The sequence below is a fragment of the uncultured Shimia sp. genome (genome assembly GCF_947498095.1).
In the GTDB taxonomy this organism is placed as follows: Bacteria; Pseudomonadota; Alphaproteobacteria; order Rhodobacterales; family Rhodobacteraceae; genus Shimia.
This window is the reverse complement of the sequence record NZ_CANMJE010000004.1, coordinates 15,481-29,803: the sequence shown is the minus strand read 5'-3', so window position 1 is coordinate 29,803 and position 14,323 is coordinate 15,481. Positions and strand designations below refer to the sequence as shown.

11 protein-coding genes are annotated in these 14,323 nt (G+C 58.6%); 8 read left to right on the top strand and 3 right to left on the bottom strand.

Going from position 1 to position 14,323, the window contains the following annotated elements; all coding sequences use genetic code 11:
* Positions 1 to 129: 129 nt before the first annotated feature.
* Together Q0932_RS08900 and Q0932_RS08895 are read left to right on the top strand one after the other, a co-directional pair.
* Positions 130 to 1,404, top strand: a complete 1,275-nt coding sequence (locus tag Q0932_RS08900; protein WP_299351524.1) for a 4-aminobutyrate--2-oxoglutarate transaminase — start codon at positions 130 to 132, stop codon at positions 1,402 to 1,404.
* Positions 1,405 to 2,883, top strand: coding sequence for an NAD-dependent succinate-semialdehyde dehydrogenase (locus tag Q0932_RS08895; protein ID WP_299351522.1), 1,479 nt, complete (start codon positions 1,405 to 1,407; stop codon positions 2,881 to 2,883). It begins immediately after the preceding gene.
* 79 nt (positions 2,884 to 2,962) lie between these two features.
* On the opposite strand, the gene Q0932_RS08890 is transcribed toward Q0932_RS08895, so the two are convergent.
* Positions 2,963 to 3,595 (bottom strand): TetR family transcriptional regulator C-terminal domain-containing protein, encoded by a 633-nt coding sequence (locus tag Q0932_RS08890; protein ID WP_299351520.1) that lies wholly within the window; start codon positions 3,593 to 3,595, stop codon positions 2,963 to 2,965.
* Positions 3,596 to 3,740: 145 nt separating this feature from the next.
* Between Q0932_RS08890 and Q0932_RS08885 the strand changes: the two genes are divergently transcribed.
* Genes Q0932_RS08885 through Q0932_RS08870 form a run of 4 tightly spaced genes read left to right on the top strand, consistent with a single transcriptional unit; the run spans position 3,741 to position 9,502 of the window.
* Positions 3,741 to 5,378: an NAD(P)/FAD-dependent oxidoreductase gene (locus Q0932_RS08885; protein ID WP_299351518.1), complete on the top strand. Its 1,638-nt coding sequence runs from the start codon at positions 3,741 to 3,743 to the stop codon at positions 5,376 to 5,378.
* 10 nt (positions 5,379 to 5,388) lie between these two features.
* On the top strand, positions 5,389 to 6,924 hold the full coding sequence (locus Q0932_RS08880) for an NAD(P)/FAD-dependent oxidoreductase (protein ID WP_299351516.1): 1,536 nt from the start codon (positions 5,389 to 5,391) through the stop codon (positions 6,922 to 6,924).
* On the top strand, positions 6,921 to 8,108 hold the full coding sequence (locus tag Q0932_RS08875) for an aminomethyltransferase family protein (RefSeq protein ID WP_299351515.1): 1,188 nt from the start codon (positions 6,921 to 6,923) through the stop codon (positions 8,106 to 8,108). Before Q0932_RS08880 ends, Q0932_RS08875 begins: the two co-directional genes overlap by 4 nt.
* A gap of 20 nt (positions 8,109 to 8,128) precedes the next feature.
* Positions 8,129 to 9,502, top strand: a complete 1,374-nt coding sequence (locus Q0932_RS08870; RefSeq protein ID WP_299351513.1) for an aminotransferase — start codon at positions 8,129 to 8,131, stop codon at positions 9,500 to 9,502.
* A 93-nt stretch (positions 9,503 to 9,595) separates the two neighbouring features.
* Here Q0932_RS08870 and Q0932_RS08865 read toward each other — a convergent pair whose 3' ends face one another.
* Positions 9,596 to 11,623 (bottom strand): FAD-dependent oxidoreductase, encoded by a 2,028-nt coding sequence (locus Q0932_RS08865; RefSeq protein WP_299351511.1) that lies wholly within the window; start codon positions 11,621 to 11,623, stop codon positions 9,596 to 9,598.
* 148 nt (positions 11,624 to 11,771) lie between these two features.
* On the opposite strand from Q0932_RS08865, the gene Q0932_RS08860 reads away from it, so the two are divergent.
* Together Q0932_RS08860 and Q0932_RS08855 are read left to right on the top strand one after the other, a co-directional pair.
* Positions 11,772 to 12,836 carry an extracellular solute-binding protein gene (locus Q0932_RS08860; protein ID WP_299351509.1) on the top strand — a complete coding sequence of 355 codons (1,065 nt, stop codon included), beginning with the start codon at positions 11,772 to 11,774 and terminating at the stop codon, positions 12,834 to 12,836.
* 108 nt (positions 12,837 to 12,944) lie between these two features.
* Entirely contained in the window at positions 12,945 to 13,538 is a 594-nt protein-coding gene (locus Q0932_RS08855; RefSeq protein ID WP_299351507.1) for a LysE family transporter, read from the top strand.
* Here the strand turns inward: Q0932_RS08855 and Q0932_RS08850 are convergent.
* Positions 13,535 to 14,314: a methyltransferase domain-containing protein gene (locus tag Q0932_RS08850; protein ID WP_299351505.1), complete on the bottom strand. Its 780-nt coding sequence runs from the start codon at positions 14,312 to 14,314 to the stop codon at positions 13,535 to 13,537. The two genes, Q0932_RS08855 and Q0932_RS08850, sit on opposite strands and share 4 nt — an antisense overlap.
* Positions 14,315 to 14,323: the final 9 nt, after the last annotated feature.

The window sequence follows — 14,323 nt, the reverse complement described above, 5'->3', positions numbered from 1 at the left end:
TTTTGATTTCACCATATATATTTCAATAGCTTGCCAGCATCAAGAAACAGACTGTTTGGCGGTCTTGGGACGCTGTAGATTGCCGTATCAGGATATTTGGGCCATTGCCCCTCAGCGAAAGGACAGACCATGTCAAACGCAGAAATCTCTGCTCGCCGCTCCGCCGCCGTTGCACAGGGTGTGGGCGTACAAACGCAGATCTTTGCCGAACGTGCCGTGAACTCGGAAATCTGGGACGTCGAAGGCAATCGTTATATCGACTTTGCAGCCGGTATCGCTGTGGTCAACACAGGCCATTGCCACCCCAAGGTGATGGAGGCCGTGCAATCGCAGGCCGCCAGCTTCACCCACACCTGCCATCAGGTGGTTCCTTACGAAAACTACGTGCGTCTGGCTGAGCGCTTGAATGACGTGGTTCCTGGTGACTTTGACAAGAAAACCGTCTTTGTCACCACCGGCGCCGAAGCGGTCGAGAACGCCATCAAGGTCGCCCGCGCCGCGACCGGGCGCCCGGCTGTCATCGCCTTTGGTGGTGGCTTTCATGGCCGGACCTTCATGGGCATGTCGCTGACCGGTAAGGTTGCGCCCTACAAAAAAGGCTTTGGTGCGATGATGCCGGACGTCTACCACGTGCCGTTCCCAATTGATCTGCACGGCACCTCAACCGAGGATGCGCTGGGCGCACTGACCAAGCTGTTCAAGGCCGACCTTGATCCTGACCGCGTCGCGGCCATCATCATCGAGCCCGTACAGGGCGAGGGCGGGTTCTACCCGGCTCCTGCAGACCTGATGCGTGGTCTGCGCGCCTTGTGCGACGAGCATGGCATCGTGATGATCGCCGACGAAGTCCAGACCGGCTTTGCCCGCACCGGTAACATGTTCGCAATGGACGGCTATGACGTGGCCGCGGACATCACCACCATGGCCAAGGGGCTGGCCGGTGGCCTGCCGCTGGCAGCTGTCACAGGTCGTGCCGACATTATGGATGCGGCCAATCCCGGTGGTCTGGGTGGCACCTATGGCGGCAACCCGCTGGGCATCGCGGCAGCCAACGCCGTGTTGGACGTGATCGAAGAGGAAGACCTTTGCAACCGCGCCAACGAGTTGGGGTCGCGCCTGAAACAGCGTCTTGAATCGATCCGGTCCCGCACACCGGAAATGGTCGACATCCGTGGCCCCGGTTTCATGGTTGCAGCAGAATTTAACACCACCGATGGCCAGCCAAATGCAGCCCTGACCGCAGCCATTCAGGCCGAAGCGATGAAGCGTGGCCTGATCCTGTTGACCTGTGGCGTCTATGGCAACGTGGTGCGCTTTCTTGCGCCGATCACGGTGCAAGACGACGTCATGAACGAAGCTCTCGATATTCTGGAAGCGTCCATTGACGCTGCGAAAGGACACTAAATGCTGGACAATAAGGACATCACGGCGCTGGACCTCAAGGACGCGTCGTTGCTGGAAACGCGCGCCTATGTGAACGGGGAATGGATCGCCAAGGACAAGACTTTCCCGGTCTACAATCCGGCGACCGGCGATCTTGTCGCGCAGGTGACAGACATGGATGTGGCCGACACCACGGCTGCGATTGATGCCGCCTATGCGGCCAAGGCCGACTGGGCGTCCTGGACGGGCAAAGAGCGCGGGGCGGTGCTGCGCAAGTGGTTCGATCTGATGGTTGAAAACGCCGACGATCTGGCGACCATCCTGACCGCCGAGATGGGCAAGCCCTGGGCCGAAGCCCGCGGTGAGATCATGTATGGCGCATCCTTCATTGAGTGGTTCTCGGAAGAGGCCAAGCGTATCTACGGCGACGTGATCCCCGGTCACCAGCGCGACAAGCGCATCGTTGTGCTGAAACAGCCCGTGGGCGTCGTCGGCTCGATCACACCGTGGAACTTTCCCAACGCCATGATCGCCCGCAAGGTGGCCCCGGCGCTGGCGACCGGCTGTACCTTTGTTGCGCGTCCGGCTGAGCTGACACCCTTGTCGGCACTGGCGATGGCCGTGCTAGGCGAACGTGCGGGCATCCCGGCGGGTGTTTTGAACGTGATCCCGTCTTCGGATTCTTCGGGTGTTGGCAAAGAGCTCTGTGCCAATGACAAAGTGGCCAAGATCACGTTCACCGGCTCGACCCGTGTTGGCCAGATCCTGATGCGCCAATGTGCGGACACCATCAAGAAGATGTCGCTTGAACTGGGCGGCAACGCGCCGTTCATCGTGTTTGACGACGCCGATATTGATGCCGCTGTCGAAGGCGCGATGATCGCCAAATACCGCAACAATGGCCAGACCTGCGTTTGCGCCAACCGCATCTATGTGCAGGCAGTGGTGTATGACAGCTTTGCCGAGAAACTGGCTGCAGCCGTCAAGTCGCTGAACATCGGTGATGGCTTTGCAGAGGGCATCACCACCGGCCCGCTGATCAATGACGCCGCCGTTGCCAAGGTCGAAGACCATATCGCGGATGCTGTCTCGAAGGGCGCCGAAGTGATCGAAGGTGGCAAACGCTCGGACCTTGGGGGCACTTTTTATGAACCCACCGTTCTGACCGGTGTTACGCCCGAGATGAAAGTCGCGCGCGAAGAAACCTTTGGCCCAGTTGCACCATTGTTCAAGTTTGACGCCGAGGCGGATGTCGTCGCGATGGCGAATGACAGCGAATTTGGTCTGGCCTCATACTTCTACAGCCGTGATCTGGCGCGTGTCTGGCGCGTCGCCGAGGCCTTGGAGTCGGGCATGGTGGGCATCAACACCGGCCTGATCTCAACCGAGGTCGCACCCTTTGGCGGTATCAAGCAATCCGGTCTTGGCCGCGAGGGCTCGAAATACGGCACTGAAGACTTCCTTGAGGTGAAATACCTCTGCATGGGCGAGATCGGCTAACCTCAATTTCACTCCCCAATACTGCCGATCAGCAGGCGTCCGGTTCTCCGGTCGCCTGTTTCTTTTTCGGGGCAGGGGATCAGAAGTGATCTGGCAGCATGCGTGACAGGAAGGCTCGCGTCCCATCGATCGCGGTTTGGCGAGAGCAACTCTCGGGGAAAAGGTACATCCTCTGCCAGTAGCCATCGGTCAGCGTGTCTATCCACTCGGACAGTTCGCGGGCTTTCAAGTCACCATTCTCCGGGAAAAACTCTTGGCAAATCCGTTCAATTGCTTCGACGCGGTTGTTGTCGAAGTGTTGGGTCAGGCTGGCATATTGCGGCGTGAAGTTTTGCTCGCCCCAGAACGAAAACCAAACTGACAAGATGGCACGGTTGCAGACCTCTTCGGCAAAATCCGCCTCAACCAAAGCCAACAGGCGCGATTTTGGATCAGGCGCGGCGCCGGCCAGCGCGGCCTGCCAATGATCTTCGTAATGCTGATAGAGGTGCTCAAGTGCTGCCGTCAAAAGACCGTTCTTTGACTTGTAATAGAAGACGGCCACACCCTGAGACAGACCCGCCTCGTTCGCGACGGTTGCCAGTGTTGTTTTGGCCAATCCGTTGTGCTCAATCGACGCCAGCGCGGCCTCAAGCAGCTGCTTGCGGCGTTTATCGGCGTTTTCCTTGCGTTCCTTGCGGGGCTTTTTGGCCGGACGGTCCGTGGCGGTCATCCAAATTCTCTCTTACTATTCAAAGGTGTTCTTTCACAAATTCGGGTGTCTGTCAGCCCCTTTGAAAAATTTGTTTAAGCGCTCAAAAAAATTATGGACCCGATTTACGCACTCCTCTACAGTCAGGTGACACAAGGGGAGTCTCATGGGCCAACACGACACATATGATGCGATCATTGCCGGGGCAGGGCATAACGGTCTGACGACGGCCTGCTACCTCGCCAAAGCAGGCCTGAAAGTCCTGATTGTTGAAAAGAACGATTGGATTGGAGGGGCGTCGGTCAGCCGTTCGCTTCATGATGGCTGGACCTACTCAAATTGCTCTTATGTCTGCTCGCTTTTGCGCCGTGAAATCGTGCGTGATCTGGAGTTGCCGCGCTTTGGCCTGCAAGTGATCCCCTATGAGGGCGGCGCCAGCTTTACCCCGGATGGCGACTATTTTGCCTATTACTCGGACCATGACGCCCTGCGCCGCGAGATGTTCCGCCACAGCCCGGCCGATGTGGATGCTTATGAGCGGTTCAGCCAGACGGTGATCCGTCAGTGTCGTTTCATCCGTCCTTTCCTGTTGCGCAACGCGCCGGATCCGTCGTCATTGCGCCCACGAGACCTGAACGAATTGCTGTTCCTTCTGAAAAAAGCCCACGGGTTGGGTGCCAAGGAACTGGGGGAAACCCTGCGTTTCTGGACCATGTCCATCGGCGACTTTTTGGATGAGCATTTTGAGAACGACCTGATCAAGGCGCACATCGCCGGCGCCGGGATCATCGGGACAGGGCTTGGAGTGTATTCGCCCGGCACGGCTTATGTCCTGTTGCACCACTATATGGGTGACGTGGATGGCGCGATTGGGGCCTGGGGTTTTGCGCGTGGCGGGATGGGCGCGATTGCCAACGCGCTGGGCGCTTGTTTTGAAGAGGCAGGCGGCACCATTGTCACGGGCTCTGGCGTCGATCAGTTTCTCGTAAAAGACGGCAAGACGGTTGGCGTGGCTTTGGAGAATGGCGACACCTATCAGGCGCCTATCGTTGCCTCGAACATGGATGTCAAACGCACCTTCCTCAATCATACCGAGACCAAGCATCTGCCCGAAGATTTCACCCGCGCGGTGAAACGCTTCAAGATCCGTGGCTCGTCGGGTAAGCTGAATATCGCATTGGATTCATTGCCGGAATTCCCGGCTGCGCCAAAGGGGTCGCCTTTCTTGCGCGGCGACATGCACTGTTCGCAATCGCTGAATGAGCTTGAGCGCGCCTATGACGACTGGAAAGAGGGCCACTGGTCCAAGGATCCCTATTTTGACATGCTGATCCCCAGTCAGATCGATCCGACTCTGGCGCCTCCGGGCAAACACATGATGACCGTCTTTGTGCAATACGCGCCTTATGATCTTGAGGTGAACGGCGTGCGCTCTGGCGAGAACTGGAACGATGAGACCCGCAAAGCCTTTGCCGATTGTGTCTTTGACAAGATCGAGGTTGCGATGCCGGACATTCGCAAACACGTGTTGCATGCCGAAATTCGCACGCCTTGGGATATCGAGAAGGAAGTGGGCCTGACCGAGGGCAACATCTTCCAAGGTGAACTGACCTTTGATCAGCTGCTGTTTAACCGTCCGGTGCCGGGCTATGCCCAGTATCGCACGCCTATTGATGGCATGTATCTGGTCGGCTCATCGGCCCATCCCGGTGGCGGTGTGATGGCCGCCCCAGGTGCCAACGCGGCGCGGGAAATTCTGCGCAATATCGGCAAGGGCGACTTGATGCCCAAGCACGCGGCGTAAGGGGGCTATCATGAGCGTTTCAGCAACCTATGACGTCGTGGTGATCGGCGGAGGGCACAACGGCCTGACCGCCGCCGCAACGCTTGCCAAAAAAGGCAAATCCGTCTGCGTGATCGAAAAGGCGGAGGCCTTTGGTGGGATGGCACGTGAGGTCGCGCATCTTTTGTACAATCTGCACCCCAAGGTCGCGCGCGAGCTTGGCCTTGGCGCGTTGAACGAGGGCAAACCGCTCTCGACCATTTCGCTGGCCGAAGATGGCAATCATGTTGAGATCAGCGGCGACACTGTGCGATTTGCCGATGGCGCGGCCCATCCTGACGCCGCCGCTTATGCCGAGATGATCCGGCGTTTGAAAAAGTTCGCGGGCGTTCTGGGGCAGTTGTCGACCAAGACCCCTCCCAAGTTGGACGGAGGGCTGACCAGCCTTGCCACACTGGGCGAATTGGCAGGTCTGGCGAAAATGGGCCTCGATCTCAAACGCCTTGGCAAAAAGGACATGAACGAGTTTCTGCGCGTCATCCTGACCAACGCCTATGATCTTGTGCTGGACGAAATGCCCGATGGTCCATTGGCTGGCGCACTTTGTGCCGATGCCGTGCGTGGCAATTTCGTTGGCCCGCGCTCGCCCGGCACGGTGTTCAACCTGATGTACCGGCTGGGGCAGGGCGGTGACGTACGCCTGCCCAAAGGTGGCATGATTGCCGTCGCCCGCGCGTTTGAGGACGCAGCACGTAAGGCAGGCGTCGATCTGCGCGCTGGGCAGGGTGTGACCCGGGTTTTGATAGAGAACGATACCGTCAACGGGGTCGAACTTGAAGACGGGACAGTCATCAACACCCGCGCCGTTTTATCGTCAGCGGCTCCCAAGGCCACGATGGAGATGGCCGGAATTGAACATTTTGACGTCGAAGCCGCGCGGCGCATGCGCCATATGCGGTGCAAGGGGTCAGTGGCCAAGCTGACGTTGACGTTGAAGGATGCGCCTTCGATCAAAGGCCTCAGCTGGGATCAAATGAAATCCCGCTTTCTGATTGCACCTTCGGCGGCGGCGGTCGAACGCTCGTTCAACCCGGTGAAATATAATGAGCTGCCCACGGCGCCGGTTATCGAAGCCGTGATCCCGACGCTGTCGGACGTAGAGGTGGCTTCGGATGGGCGTCACATCTTGTCGGCCAACATCCAGCACGTCCCTCACACACCTGAAGGCGGCTGGGATGATGCAAAGCGCCGGCACGTGATCAACACTGTCGTAGCCCAGCTTGAGACACATATGCCGGGGCTTGCGGCCTTGGTCGAAAGCCCCGATTTGCTAACGCCTGCGGATATCGAGGCGCGAACTGGTGCGCCGGGCGGCCATTGGCACCACGCGGAAATGGGGGTCGATCAGATCCTCACCGTGCGTCCGGTCAACGGGATGGCGCATTACCGCTTTGCCATTGGCGGACTTTACCTCTGTGGCGCGGCGGCCCATCCGGGCGGTGACGTGACCGGCCTTCCGGGACGCAACAGCGCCCTGCAACTTCTGAAAGACGGGGTGTTGTCATGAGCAAGACGCCAACCGCTGTTCCGGTCGGGGCCATTCCAACACCGCTTTATGAGCGTATGGAGGCCATCAGCACCACCAAAAGCTGGGCCAACTGGGCCGGTTACATCTCGCCTCTGGTGCTGGACACGGTCGAGTTTGAATACTTTGCGATCCGCAACCAATCGACGCTGTTCGATATCTCGCCCATGCACAAATACCGCATCTCCGGACCTGATGCGCTGAAGGTGTTGAACCGTCTTGTGACCCGCGACGTGGCCAAACTGCGCGATGGTCGTGTGGGCTATGCGCTCTGGTGTGATGAAGAGGGCATGGTGATCGATGACGGCACTATTTTCCGATACACCGAGACTGACTTTCTGCTGTGCTGTCAGGAGACGATGTACAGCTGGCTTTTGGACTCGGCCTGGGGCTTTGAGGCTGACATCATTGATGAAAGTCACACGATTGCAGGGGTTTCCTTGCAGGGGCCTACCACCTTCTCGCTCCTGAAAGAGGCGGGCCTTGGTGCGGTCGAAGACATGAAACCTTTTGACCTGCGTGAGGTTGAACCCGGTCTTTGGGTGTCTCGCACTGGCTTTACCGGCGATCTGGGCTATGAGCTTTGGACCGCATGGGATGACATCGCCGCGCTTTGGGATCGTCTTTGGGCGGCGGGCGGCAACTGGGGCTTGCGCGCCATCGGTGCCGAGGCGCTGAACATGGTGCGGATCGAGGCGGGATTTATCGCCGCCGGTGTAGATTTCCAGCCAGTGCACACAGCGATGCGCTTGCATCGTGGCCGCAGCCCGCTGGAATTAGGCTTTGAAAAGCTCGTGCATTTTGAAAAGGGCCATTTCAACGGCCGGCGCGCGCTGTTGCAGCAGCGTGAAGATGGGATGAAGCACCACCTCGTCAAGATCGACATTGGCGGGTTCAAACCAGCTGATGGCTCGCTGATCTATCACCGCAAAAAGAAAGAGGTTGGCCATGTCACTTCGGGGGTCTGGTCGCCGACGATGAAGCAGAACATCGCGCTGGCCGAGTTTAAGGCACCCTATGGCAAGGCCATTCAGGACGACCTGTGGGTCGAGATTTACGTCAACGAAGAAGGCCAATGGGACAAGCGCATCGTGCCGCTGACCGTGGTCGACAAACCATTTTTCCAAAACGCCAGATCGCGGGCCACGCCGCCCAAGTCGTTCTGATCCAACTAAGGAAATGCGACATGACTGAGATGACAAACCTATCGAATGAACCCAGCCTCGAAACGCTTCACGAGTGGGACCGGGTGCATCAGCTCCACCCCTGGGCGGCGATGGACGACTGGCGCGGCTATGACAACATGATGGTCGACACCGCCGAGGGCATTTACATGTGGGATGCCTCGGGCAAGAAGTTCATTGATGGCCCGGCAGGGATGTGGTGCACCCAGATCGGTTATGGCCGCAAGGACATGGCAGATGCCATCGCCGCGCAGGTGATGAAACTGCCCTACACCTCACCCTTCAGCAATGCGACCGAACCCTCCGCAGTGCTTGCCAAAAAGATCGCCGACATGGCGCCCGGTGATTTGAACAACGTGTTCTTTACCACCGGAGGCTCCACGGCTGTGGATACCGCATTGCGCACGATGATGTACTACTTCAATCGTCGCGGCATGCCTGAGAAAAAGATGATCCTTGCCCGCGAAAAGGGCTATCACGGATCGACCTATCTGGCGCATTCGGTCACCGGTAAGGAGCGGGATAAATCCCACTTTGACCACGCCTCGCACATGGTGCATTTCCTGCCCGACGTGAACCCCTATCGCCGTGCCGAAGGACAGAGCGTCGAAGCGTTTTGTGACGAGAAAGTCGCTGACCTTGAGAATGCCATTGCCACGATTGGCGCCGATAAGATCGGGGCTTTTATCGCCGAACCGGTCTTGTCCTCCGGTGGTGTGATCGTGCCTGCGCCTGGCTATCACAAGCGCACGTGGGAAGTCTGCAAGGCCAACGATATACTGTATATTTCAGATGAGGTTGTGACGGGCTTTGGCCGCCTTGGCCATTGGTTCGCTTCCGAAGACCTGTTCGACATCGTGCCCGACATGATCACCTGCGCCAAGGGCCTGACCTCTGGTTATCTGCCGCTAGGGGCCTGCATCATTGCCGATCACGTGCTGGAGGCAATCAGCAACCTTGGAGAGCCGTCAAGCTACACCAACGGTTACACTTATTCAGGTCATCCCGTGTGTTGCGTTGCAGCTTTGAAGAACATCGAAATCTTTGAAAGCGAAGGCATTCTGGAACATGTGCGCGAGGTCAGTCCGCATTTTCAAAAACGCCTTAAGGCGTTGGAAAAATTCGATATTGTTGGCGATGCACGTGGTATGGGGCTTTTGGGCTGCATCGAGGGCAAGGCCGAAGACCTTGAGGCGGAGCGCACACTGGGCGCCAAGATTGATGAGGCGTGCGAAGCGCGCGGCCTGATCGTACGACCGCTGATCAACATGGCGGTGTTCTCACCGCCTCTGATCATCACGCTTGAGCAGATAGACGAGATGTTCGACATTATCGAAGACGCACTGGCAGAGGTTCAAAAAGACGTCAACGGCTGACGCATTATGCCCGACAAAGCAAGAAGAAAGCCCCCAGCGCGGTGCGTCGGGGGCTTTCTTCTTGGCGCTTGGCCTAATGTTGCCTAGGTCGTCTCAGACCGTATGTTCTCTGCGACCATAGACCTTGGCAAGATCGACCTCGCGACCCAAATCCATTCCAGCGCGGTACCCGGCATGGACCGCTGCGGCAATCGTGTTCGGCGCCTCGGCATCGCCTATGCGGGCGAGGGACTTGAGGCCAGAAGGATTCTCGGCTTGCAGCCCGTCAAACAGGTCCAGAACAGGCAGCCGTCGACAGACCGGGATCACCAGGTCGCAAGCAAGGGCGCTCGGGCGTCCGGCAAAGGTGCATTCCATCTGTGCCGATCCCGCTGTAACCGAGGTGATCATCTGGTTGGTGACAATCTCAACACCCGCCTCGACCAGTGCCGCGTTTGAGCTGTAGATCTCGGTCGTGAACACCCCAAACTCGCAGGGCTTGCCGGCGGGTGTCACCAATGTCACGCGCTTGCCCGCCTTGCGCAATTGCAGGGCCATAACCGAGCCGAGGTAGTAGTGGTCGTCGTCATAGATTACCACGTGATCGGCGTTGATATCCTCACCGTTCAGCACGGCTTCGGCGCTTGCGATCATGCCCGGAGCGGCCTCGGTCAGGCCAGTGGCCGAATGCCGGCCAATCGTGTCAGCGGCCCATTTCGATCCCGTTGCAATCAGCACATGATCGACGCCCAGATCCGGGATGTCTTCGGCGGTGAGGCGGCTTTCGGGGAACACCTCAACGGTGTCGAGCTTTTCAATCTGTCCCACGCGCCAATCGCGCACGCGGCCCCATTCGATCAGCCCGGGGAGCTTTGCCTCGCGGGTCACGCGACCCCCAAGGGTGCGTTCCGCTTCAGCCAGCATCACCTGATGCCCGCGTTCCCCGAGCACCCGTGCCGCCTCAAGCCCGGCGGGACCAGCCCCGACCACAAGCACTTTTTCCGACGCATCTGCGCGCCCTGTGCGTTCTGGATGCCAGCCCAAACGCCATTCTTCGCCCATCGTTGCATTTTGTGTGCAGCGCAGCGGGACGCCCATCGAGTCATGTGCGTAACAGATGTTGCAGCCGATACATTCGCGAATGTCTTCAGAGCGTCCTTCGGAAATCTTCACCGGCAGAAACGGGTCCGCGATTGAAGGGCGGGCGGCGCCGATCAAGTCCTGATGCCCGGCGCGGATCACCTGTGCCATCGTGTCCGGTGACGTGAACCGACCCACGGCCACAACGGGTTTCGAGGTCAGTGATTTGGCGTGAGAGATGCTGTCGACAAACGACGCCTCTTTCACGAAGCGGCTGGCGCCCATCTCAACGCCGTAATCCGGCACGGTCAGGTCCCAAAGGTCCGGCATGTCGGCCATCAAGGCAAAAGCGTCATAGGTCTCGGTATCATTCAAATCGACGCTGAACCGCGTGGCCACCGCCACCTTGTCGCCCACCGCTTCGCGGGTTTCCTCGATCAATTCACGTACCAGTCGGGTACGGTTTTCCAAGGAGCCGCCGTATTCATCGCTGCGGGTGTTCACGGCCGGGTCCATGAACTCGGACAAAAGATAGCCGTGGGTCGCATAGACATAGACAATGTCGAACCCGGCTGCGACAGCCCGTTTGGCCGCATCACGGTGCCAACGGCGCACCTCGCGGATGTCGGATTTGTCCATCTTGCGGGTCTGACCGGGATTGACCACGCCACTGTCGGTCTGGGGGCGGTTCCGCAACCCATAAGCCGGAATGCGGGTGCCCAGATTGGCCACCATACCGCCACCAAGCCACAGTTCGACACCTGCCAAGGCGCCATGTTCATGCACGGCCTCGGTCATCAGCGCATTGGCGCGGATGTCGTCGTCGTCCCACAGGGCTGCGTAAGGAAAGGCGTCGTTGTCCGAAGTGGGGTGCACCGAACAGAACTCGGTGTTGACCACGCCCCAGCCGCCTTCGGCCTTGACCCCACGCATGGCAGCCAGAGTCTGAGGGCGTCTCCATCCCATGCCTGTGCAATGCGGCACCTGATAGAATCGGTTTTTTGTTGTGACGGGCCCAATTTTCAGAGGCTCAAACAGAATATCGTGCCTTGGATCGCGCATTTTCTCTCAATATGCTCCTATTCGCATCAATTTTTATTTGAGCGCTCAATTAAACCTTGAGTCAATCCCATATCCCTTTTAGTTTTTCGGGGATGGCGACCAGTTTACCTTGTGTGACGGGTCCTTGCCGTACAACAGGGAGAAGAAAATGATTCACTTTACCAAGACGGCGACCAGCGTTGTCGCAGCGTTGGCACTGACGACGGGGACAGTGTTGGCCGCGGATCCAGACCTCACGATTTTTGACTGGGCCGGCTACGAGGACCCGGAGTTCTTCAAGGCCTATACTGCTAAACATGGTGACAGCCCGACCTACGCCTTCTTTGGCGACGAAGAAGAAGCGTTCCAAAAGCTGCGCTCGGGCTTTAAGGCCGACATCGCGCACCCATGTTCGCAGTCTGTGCCGAAATGGATCGAAGCGGGTCTGCTGGCACCGCTTGACACCAGCCGCATTGATCGCTGGGACGAATTGGAAACCTCGTTCCGCGACATCGAGGCCTTCCAGAAGGACGGAGAGTATTTCTTTGTGCCAGTTGACTGGGGCAACACGCTGGTCACTTATCACACAGAGCATCTGACCGAAGCGGACGTGCAATCACTGCAGGCCTTTACCGATCCGAAACACGCGGGCCGCGTGTCGATCGGTGATAACGTGGATGATGCCTATGCGCTGGGCTTTCTGGCCACTGGCGTGACCGACTGGACCACAGCCACCGACGAAGACTTTAAAAAGGCGTCTGATTTCCTTCGGGAAGTGCATAAGAACGTGCGCACCTACTGGGCTGACGGTGCGTCGTTGGCGCAGCTGATGCAGTCGGGCGAAGTTTACCTGTCGTGGGCGTGGAACGAGACATACTCGACCATGACCTATGAAGGTCACCCCATTGCCATCAACAAAAACACCGACGAAGGTGTGTCTGCATGGGTATGCGGCTACACGAAGCTGACCGACGCACCGGGCTCGGAAGACAAGTTCTACGACTTTATCAACGCATGGCTCGAGCCTGAAACCGCCAACTATCTCGTCGGTTACTGGGGTTACGGCCACGGCAACGCCACCGCCATGTCCGCGATGGCCGACGCTGATCTGGCCGCAGTTGGTCTGGACAGCAACGATCAGATCCGTGCCAAGACCTTGTGGCAGGCTCCGGTCAACTCGGATCTGCGCGAAAAGATGATTGCCGAGTTTGAGCTGATCAAAGCTGGTTTCTAAACCCACTCACGGAAGAAACTCGAATGAAGCCCCGGTCTTTTGGCCGGGGCTTTTTTTGTTGCCTGCTCAGACCTTGGCGAAGTGGGGTGCCGGGGCTAGGGTCGGGCGATGGAAGCGATACTCGGATTCACTCTCGCTGCGCTGGCCCTTGCGGGCAGCCCTGGCCCCAACACGCTTGCCCTTGCCGCCGTTGGTTCGGGTTTTGGGCGGGGTCGCGGCATGGGGTTCATGGTGGGCCTTAACATCGGCATGGCGCTTGTCATAGCGATCACAGGTAGTGGAATTTCTGCGGTCATACTGAGCTTGCCAGTGGTGCGGCCCGTGATCCTGATCGCGGCGGTTGCCTATTTCATCTGGTTGGCGTGGCGCATTGCGACGGCACCACCCCTCGGCAATGTCACTGGACCCGATCACGCGCCGCGCTGGCACGAGGGGGTGGTGATCTCGCTCATCAATCCCAAGGCCTATGCCGCGATGGGGGCCATGTTCGCGACCCCCGCACTGACCAGCCTGCCCCCTATGGGGGATGCGTTGCTCAAGGCCAGCTTGCTCTGGGCGGTGATCTGGTTCGTGAATATCTGTTGGCTGATGATCGGAGCGGCCATGACGCCGTGGTTCCGCGATCCCAAGACCAGTCGCGCCATCAACATCGCATTTGCCATCGCGCTTTTGATCGCGGTGAGCCTGTCGCTTTTGGTTTAAACAGGTTTTTGGCCGCGAATGTGATGCGGGCAATGCTCGCCCGATTGCAGAACCGGCATCATCAGGCTCCATGTGGCGATCTGGGATGCAATAAAGTCTGGGCCATGCGCCGCTTCCAGCGCTGGACGGTCCGCTCCGGTCAGTCGCGTAAGCTCATCACTTGCGACCTCCCGGTACCACGGATTGCGGTTGCGCAAGGTGATCTCGACAAAGCCCGCATCTGCCATCGCACGGTCATACCGAGCTGGTGACGCCATAGCGAAATCCAGATCTTCCGCGCGGACGTACTGCTGCATTTCGGGAGAAGGGGCGCCATCATGCGAGGTCAGCCAATCCGAGGCTGCGAACCACCCTCCGGGGCGCAGCACGCGAAAGGCATCCTGACACAGAGCCTCTTTGTCGGGGATGTGGATGATTGAGTCCTTGGAATAGACGACGTCAAAGGTCTCGGCGTCAAAGGGCAGGGGGCCCGGTTCGATCAGGCGAATGTCGATCCGGTCGGACAGCCCTGCCTTTTCGGCACGCGTCCGCGCTGCGTCGACCACGGGTTGCTCGACATCGATACCAATGACGCGATCTGCGCCCAATGTCTCGGCCAGCAGAACCGCAATCGCGCCTGACCCACAGCCGATGTCCAGTACCGTTTTGCCCGTCAGGTCCAGCCCTTCGACCACCAAAGCAGCTTCATCAGCGCCACCGGGGGACAGGAAGCCTTCACCCCACATGTCTTCGAGAAACTTGATGTGCTGGTCGTCATAAAGGATCTCGTCACTCATCTAAGGCTC

What these genes read in the sequence shown, in the direction of transcription:
- Q0932_RS08900 (WP_299351524.1), top strand. Translation starts at nt 130, where the DNA reads ATGTCAAACGCAGAAATCTCTGCTCGCCGCTCCGCCGCCGTTGCACAG.
- Q0932_RS08895 (WP_299351522.1), top strand. Translation starts at nt 1,405, where the DNA reads ATGCTGGACAATAAGGACATCACGGCGCTGGACCTCAAGGACGCGTCG.
- Q0932_RS08890 (WP_299351520.1), bottom strand. Translation starts at nt 3,595, where the DNA reads ATGACCGCCACGGACCGTCCGGCCAAAAAGCCCCGCAAGGAACGCAAG.
- Q0932_RS08885 (WP_299351518.1), top strand. Translation starts at nt 3,741, where the DNA reads ATGGGCCAACACGACACATATGATGCGATCATTGCCGGGGCAGGGCAT.
- Q0932_RS08880 (WP_299351516.1), top strand. Translation starts at nt 5,389, where the DNA reads ATGAGCGTTTCAGCAACCTATGACGTCGTGGTGATCGGCGGAGGGCAC.
- Q0932_RS08875 (WP_299351515.1), top strand. Translation starts at nt 6,921, where the DNA reads ATGAGCAAGACGCCAACCGCTGTTCCGGTCGGGGCCATTCCAACACCG.
- Q0932_RS08870 (WP_299351513.1), top strand. Translation starts at nt 8,129, where the DNA reads ATGACTGAGATGACAAACCTATCGAATGAACCCAGCCTCGAAACGCTT.
- Q0932_RS08865 (WP_299351511.1), bottom strand. Translation starts at nt 11,623, where the DNA reads ATGCGCGATCCAAGGCACGATATTCTGTTTGAGCCTCTGAAAATTGGG.
- Q0932_RS08860 (WP_299351509.1), top strand. Translation starts at nt 11,772, where the DNA reads ATGATTCACTTTACCAAGACGGCGACCAGCGTTGTCGCAGCGTTGGCA.
- Q0932_RS08855 (WP_299351507.1), top strand. Translation starts at nt 12,945, where the DNA reads ATGGAAGCGATACTCGGATTCACTCTCGCTGCGCTGGCCCTTGCGGGC.
- Q0932_RS08850 (WP_299351505.1), bottom strand. Translation starts at nt 14,314, where the DNA reads ATGAGTGACGAGATCCTTTATGACGACCAGCACATCAAGTTTCTCGAA.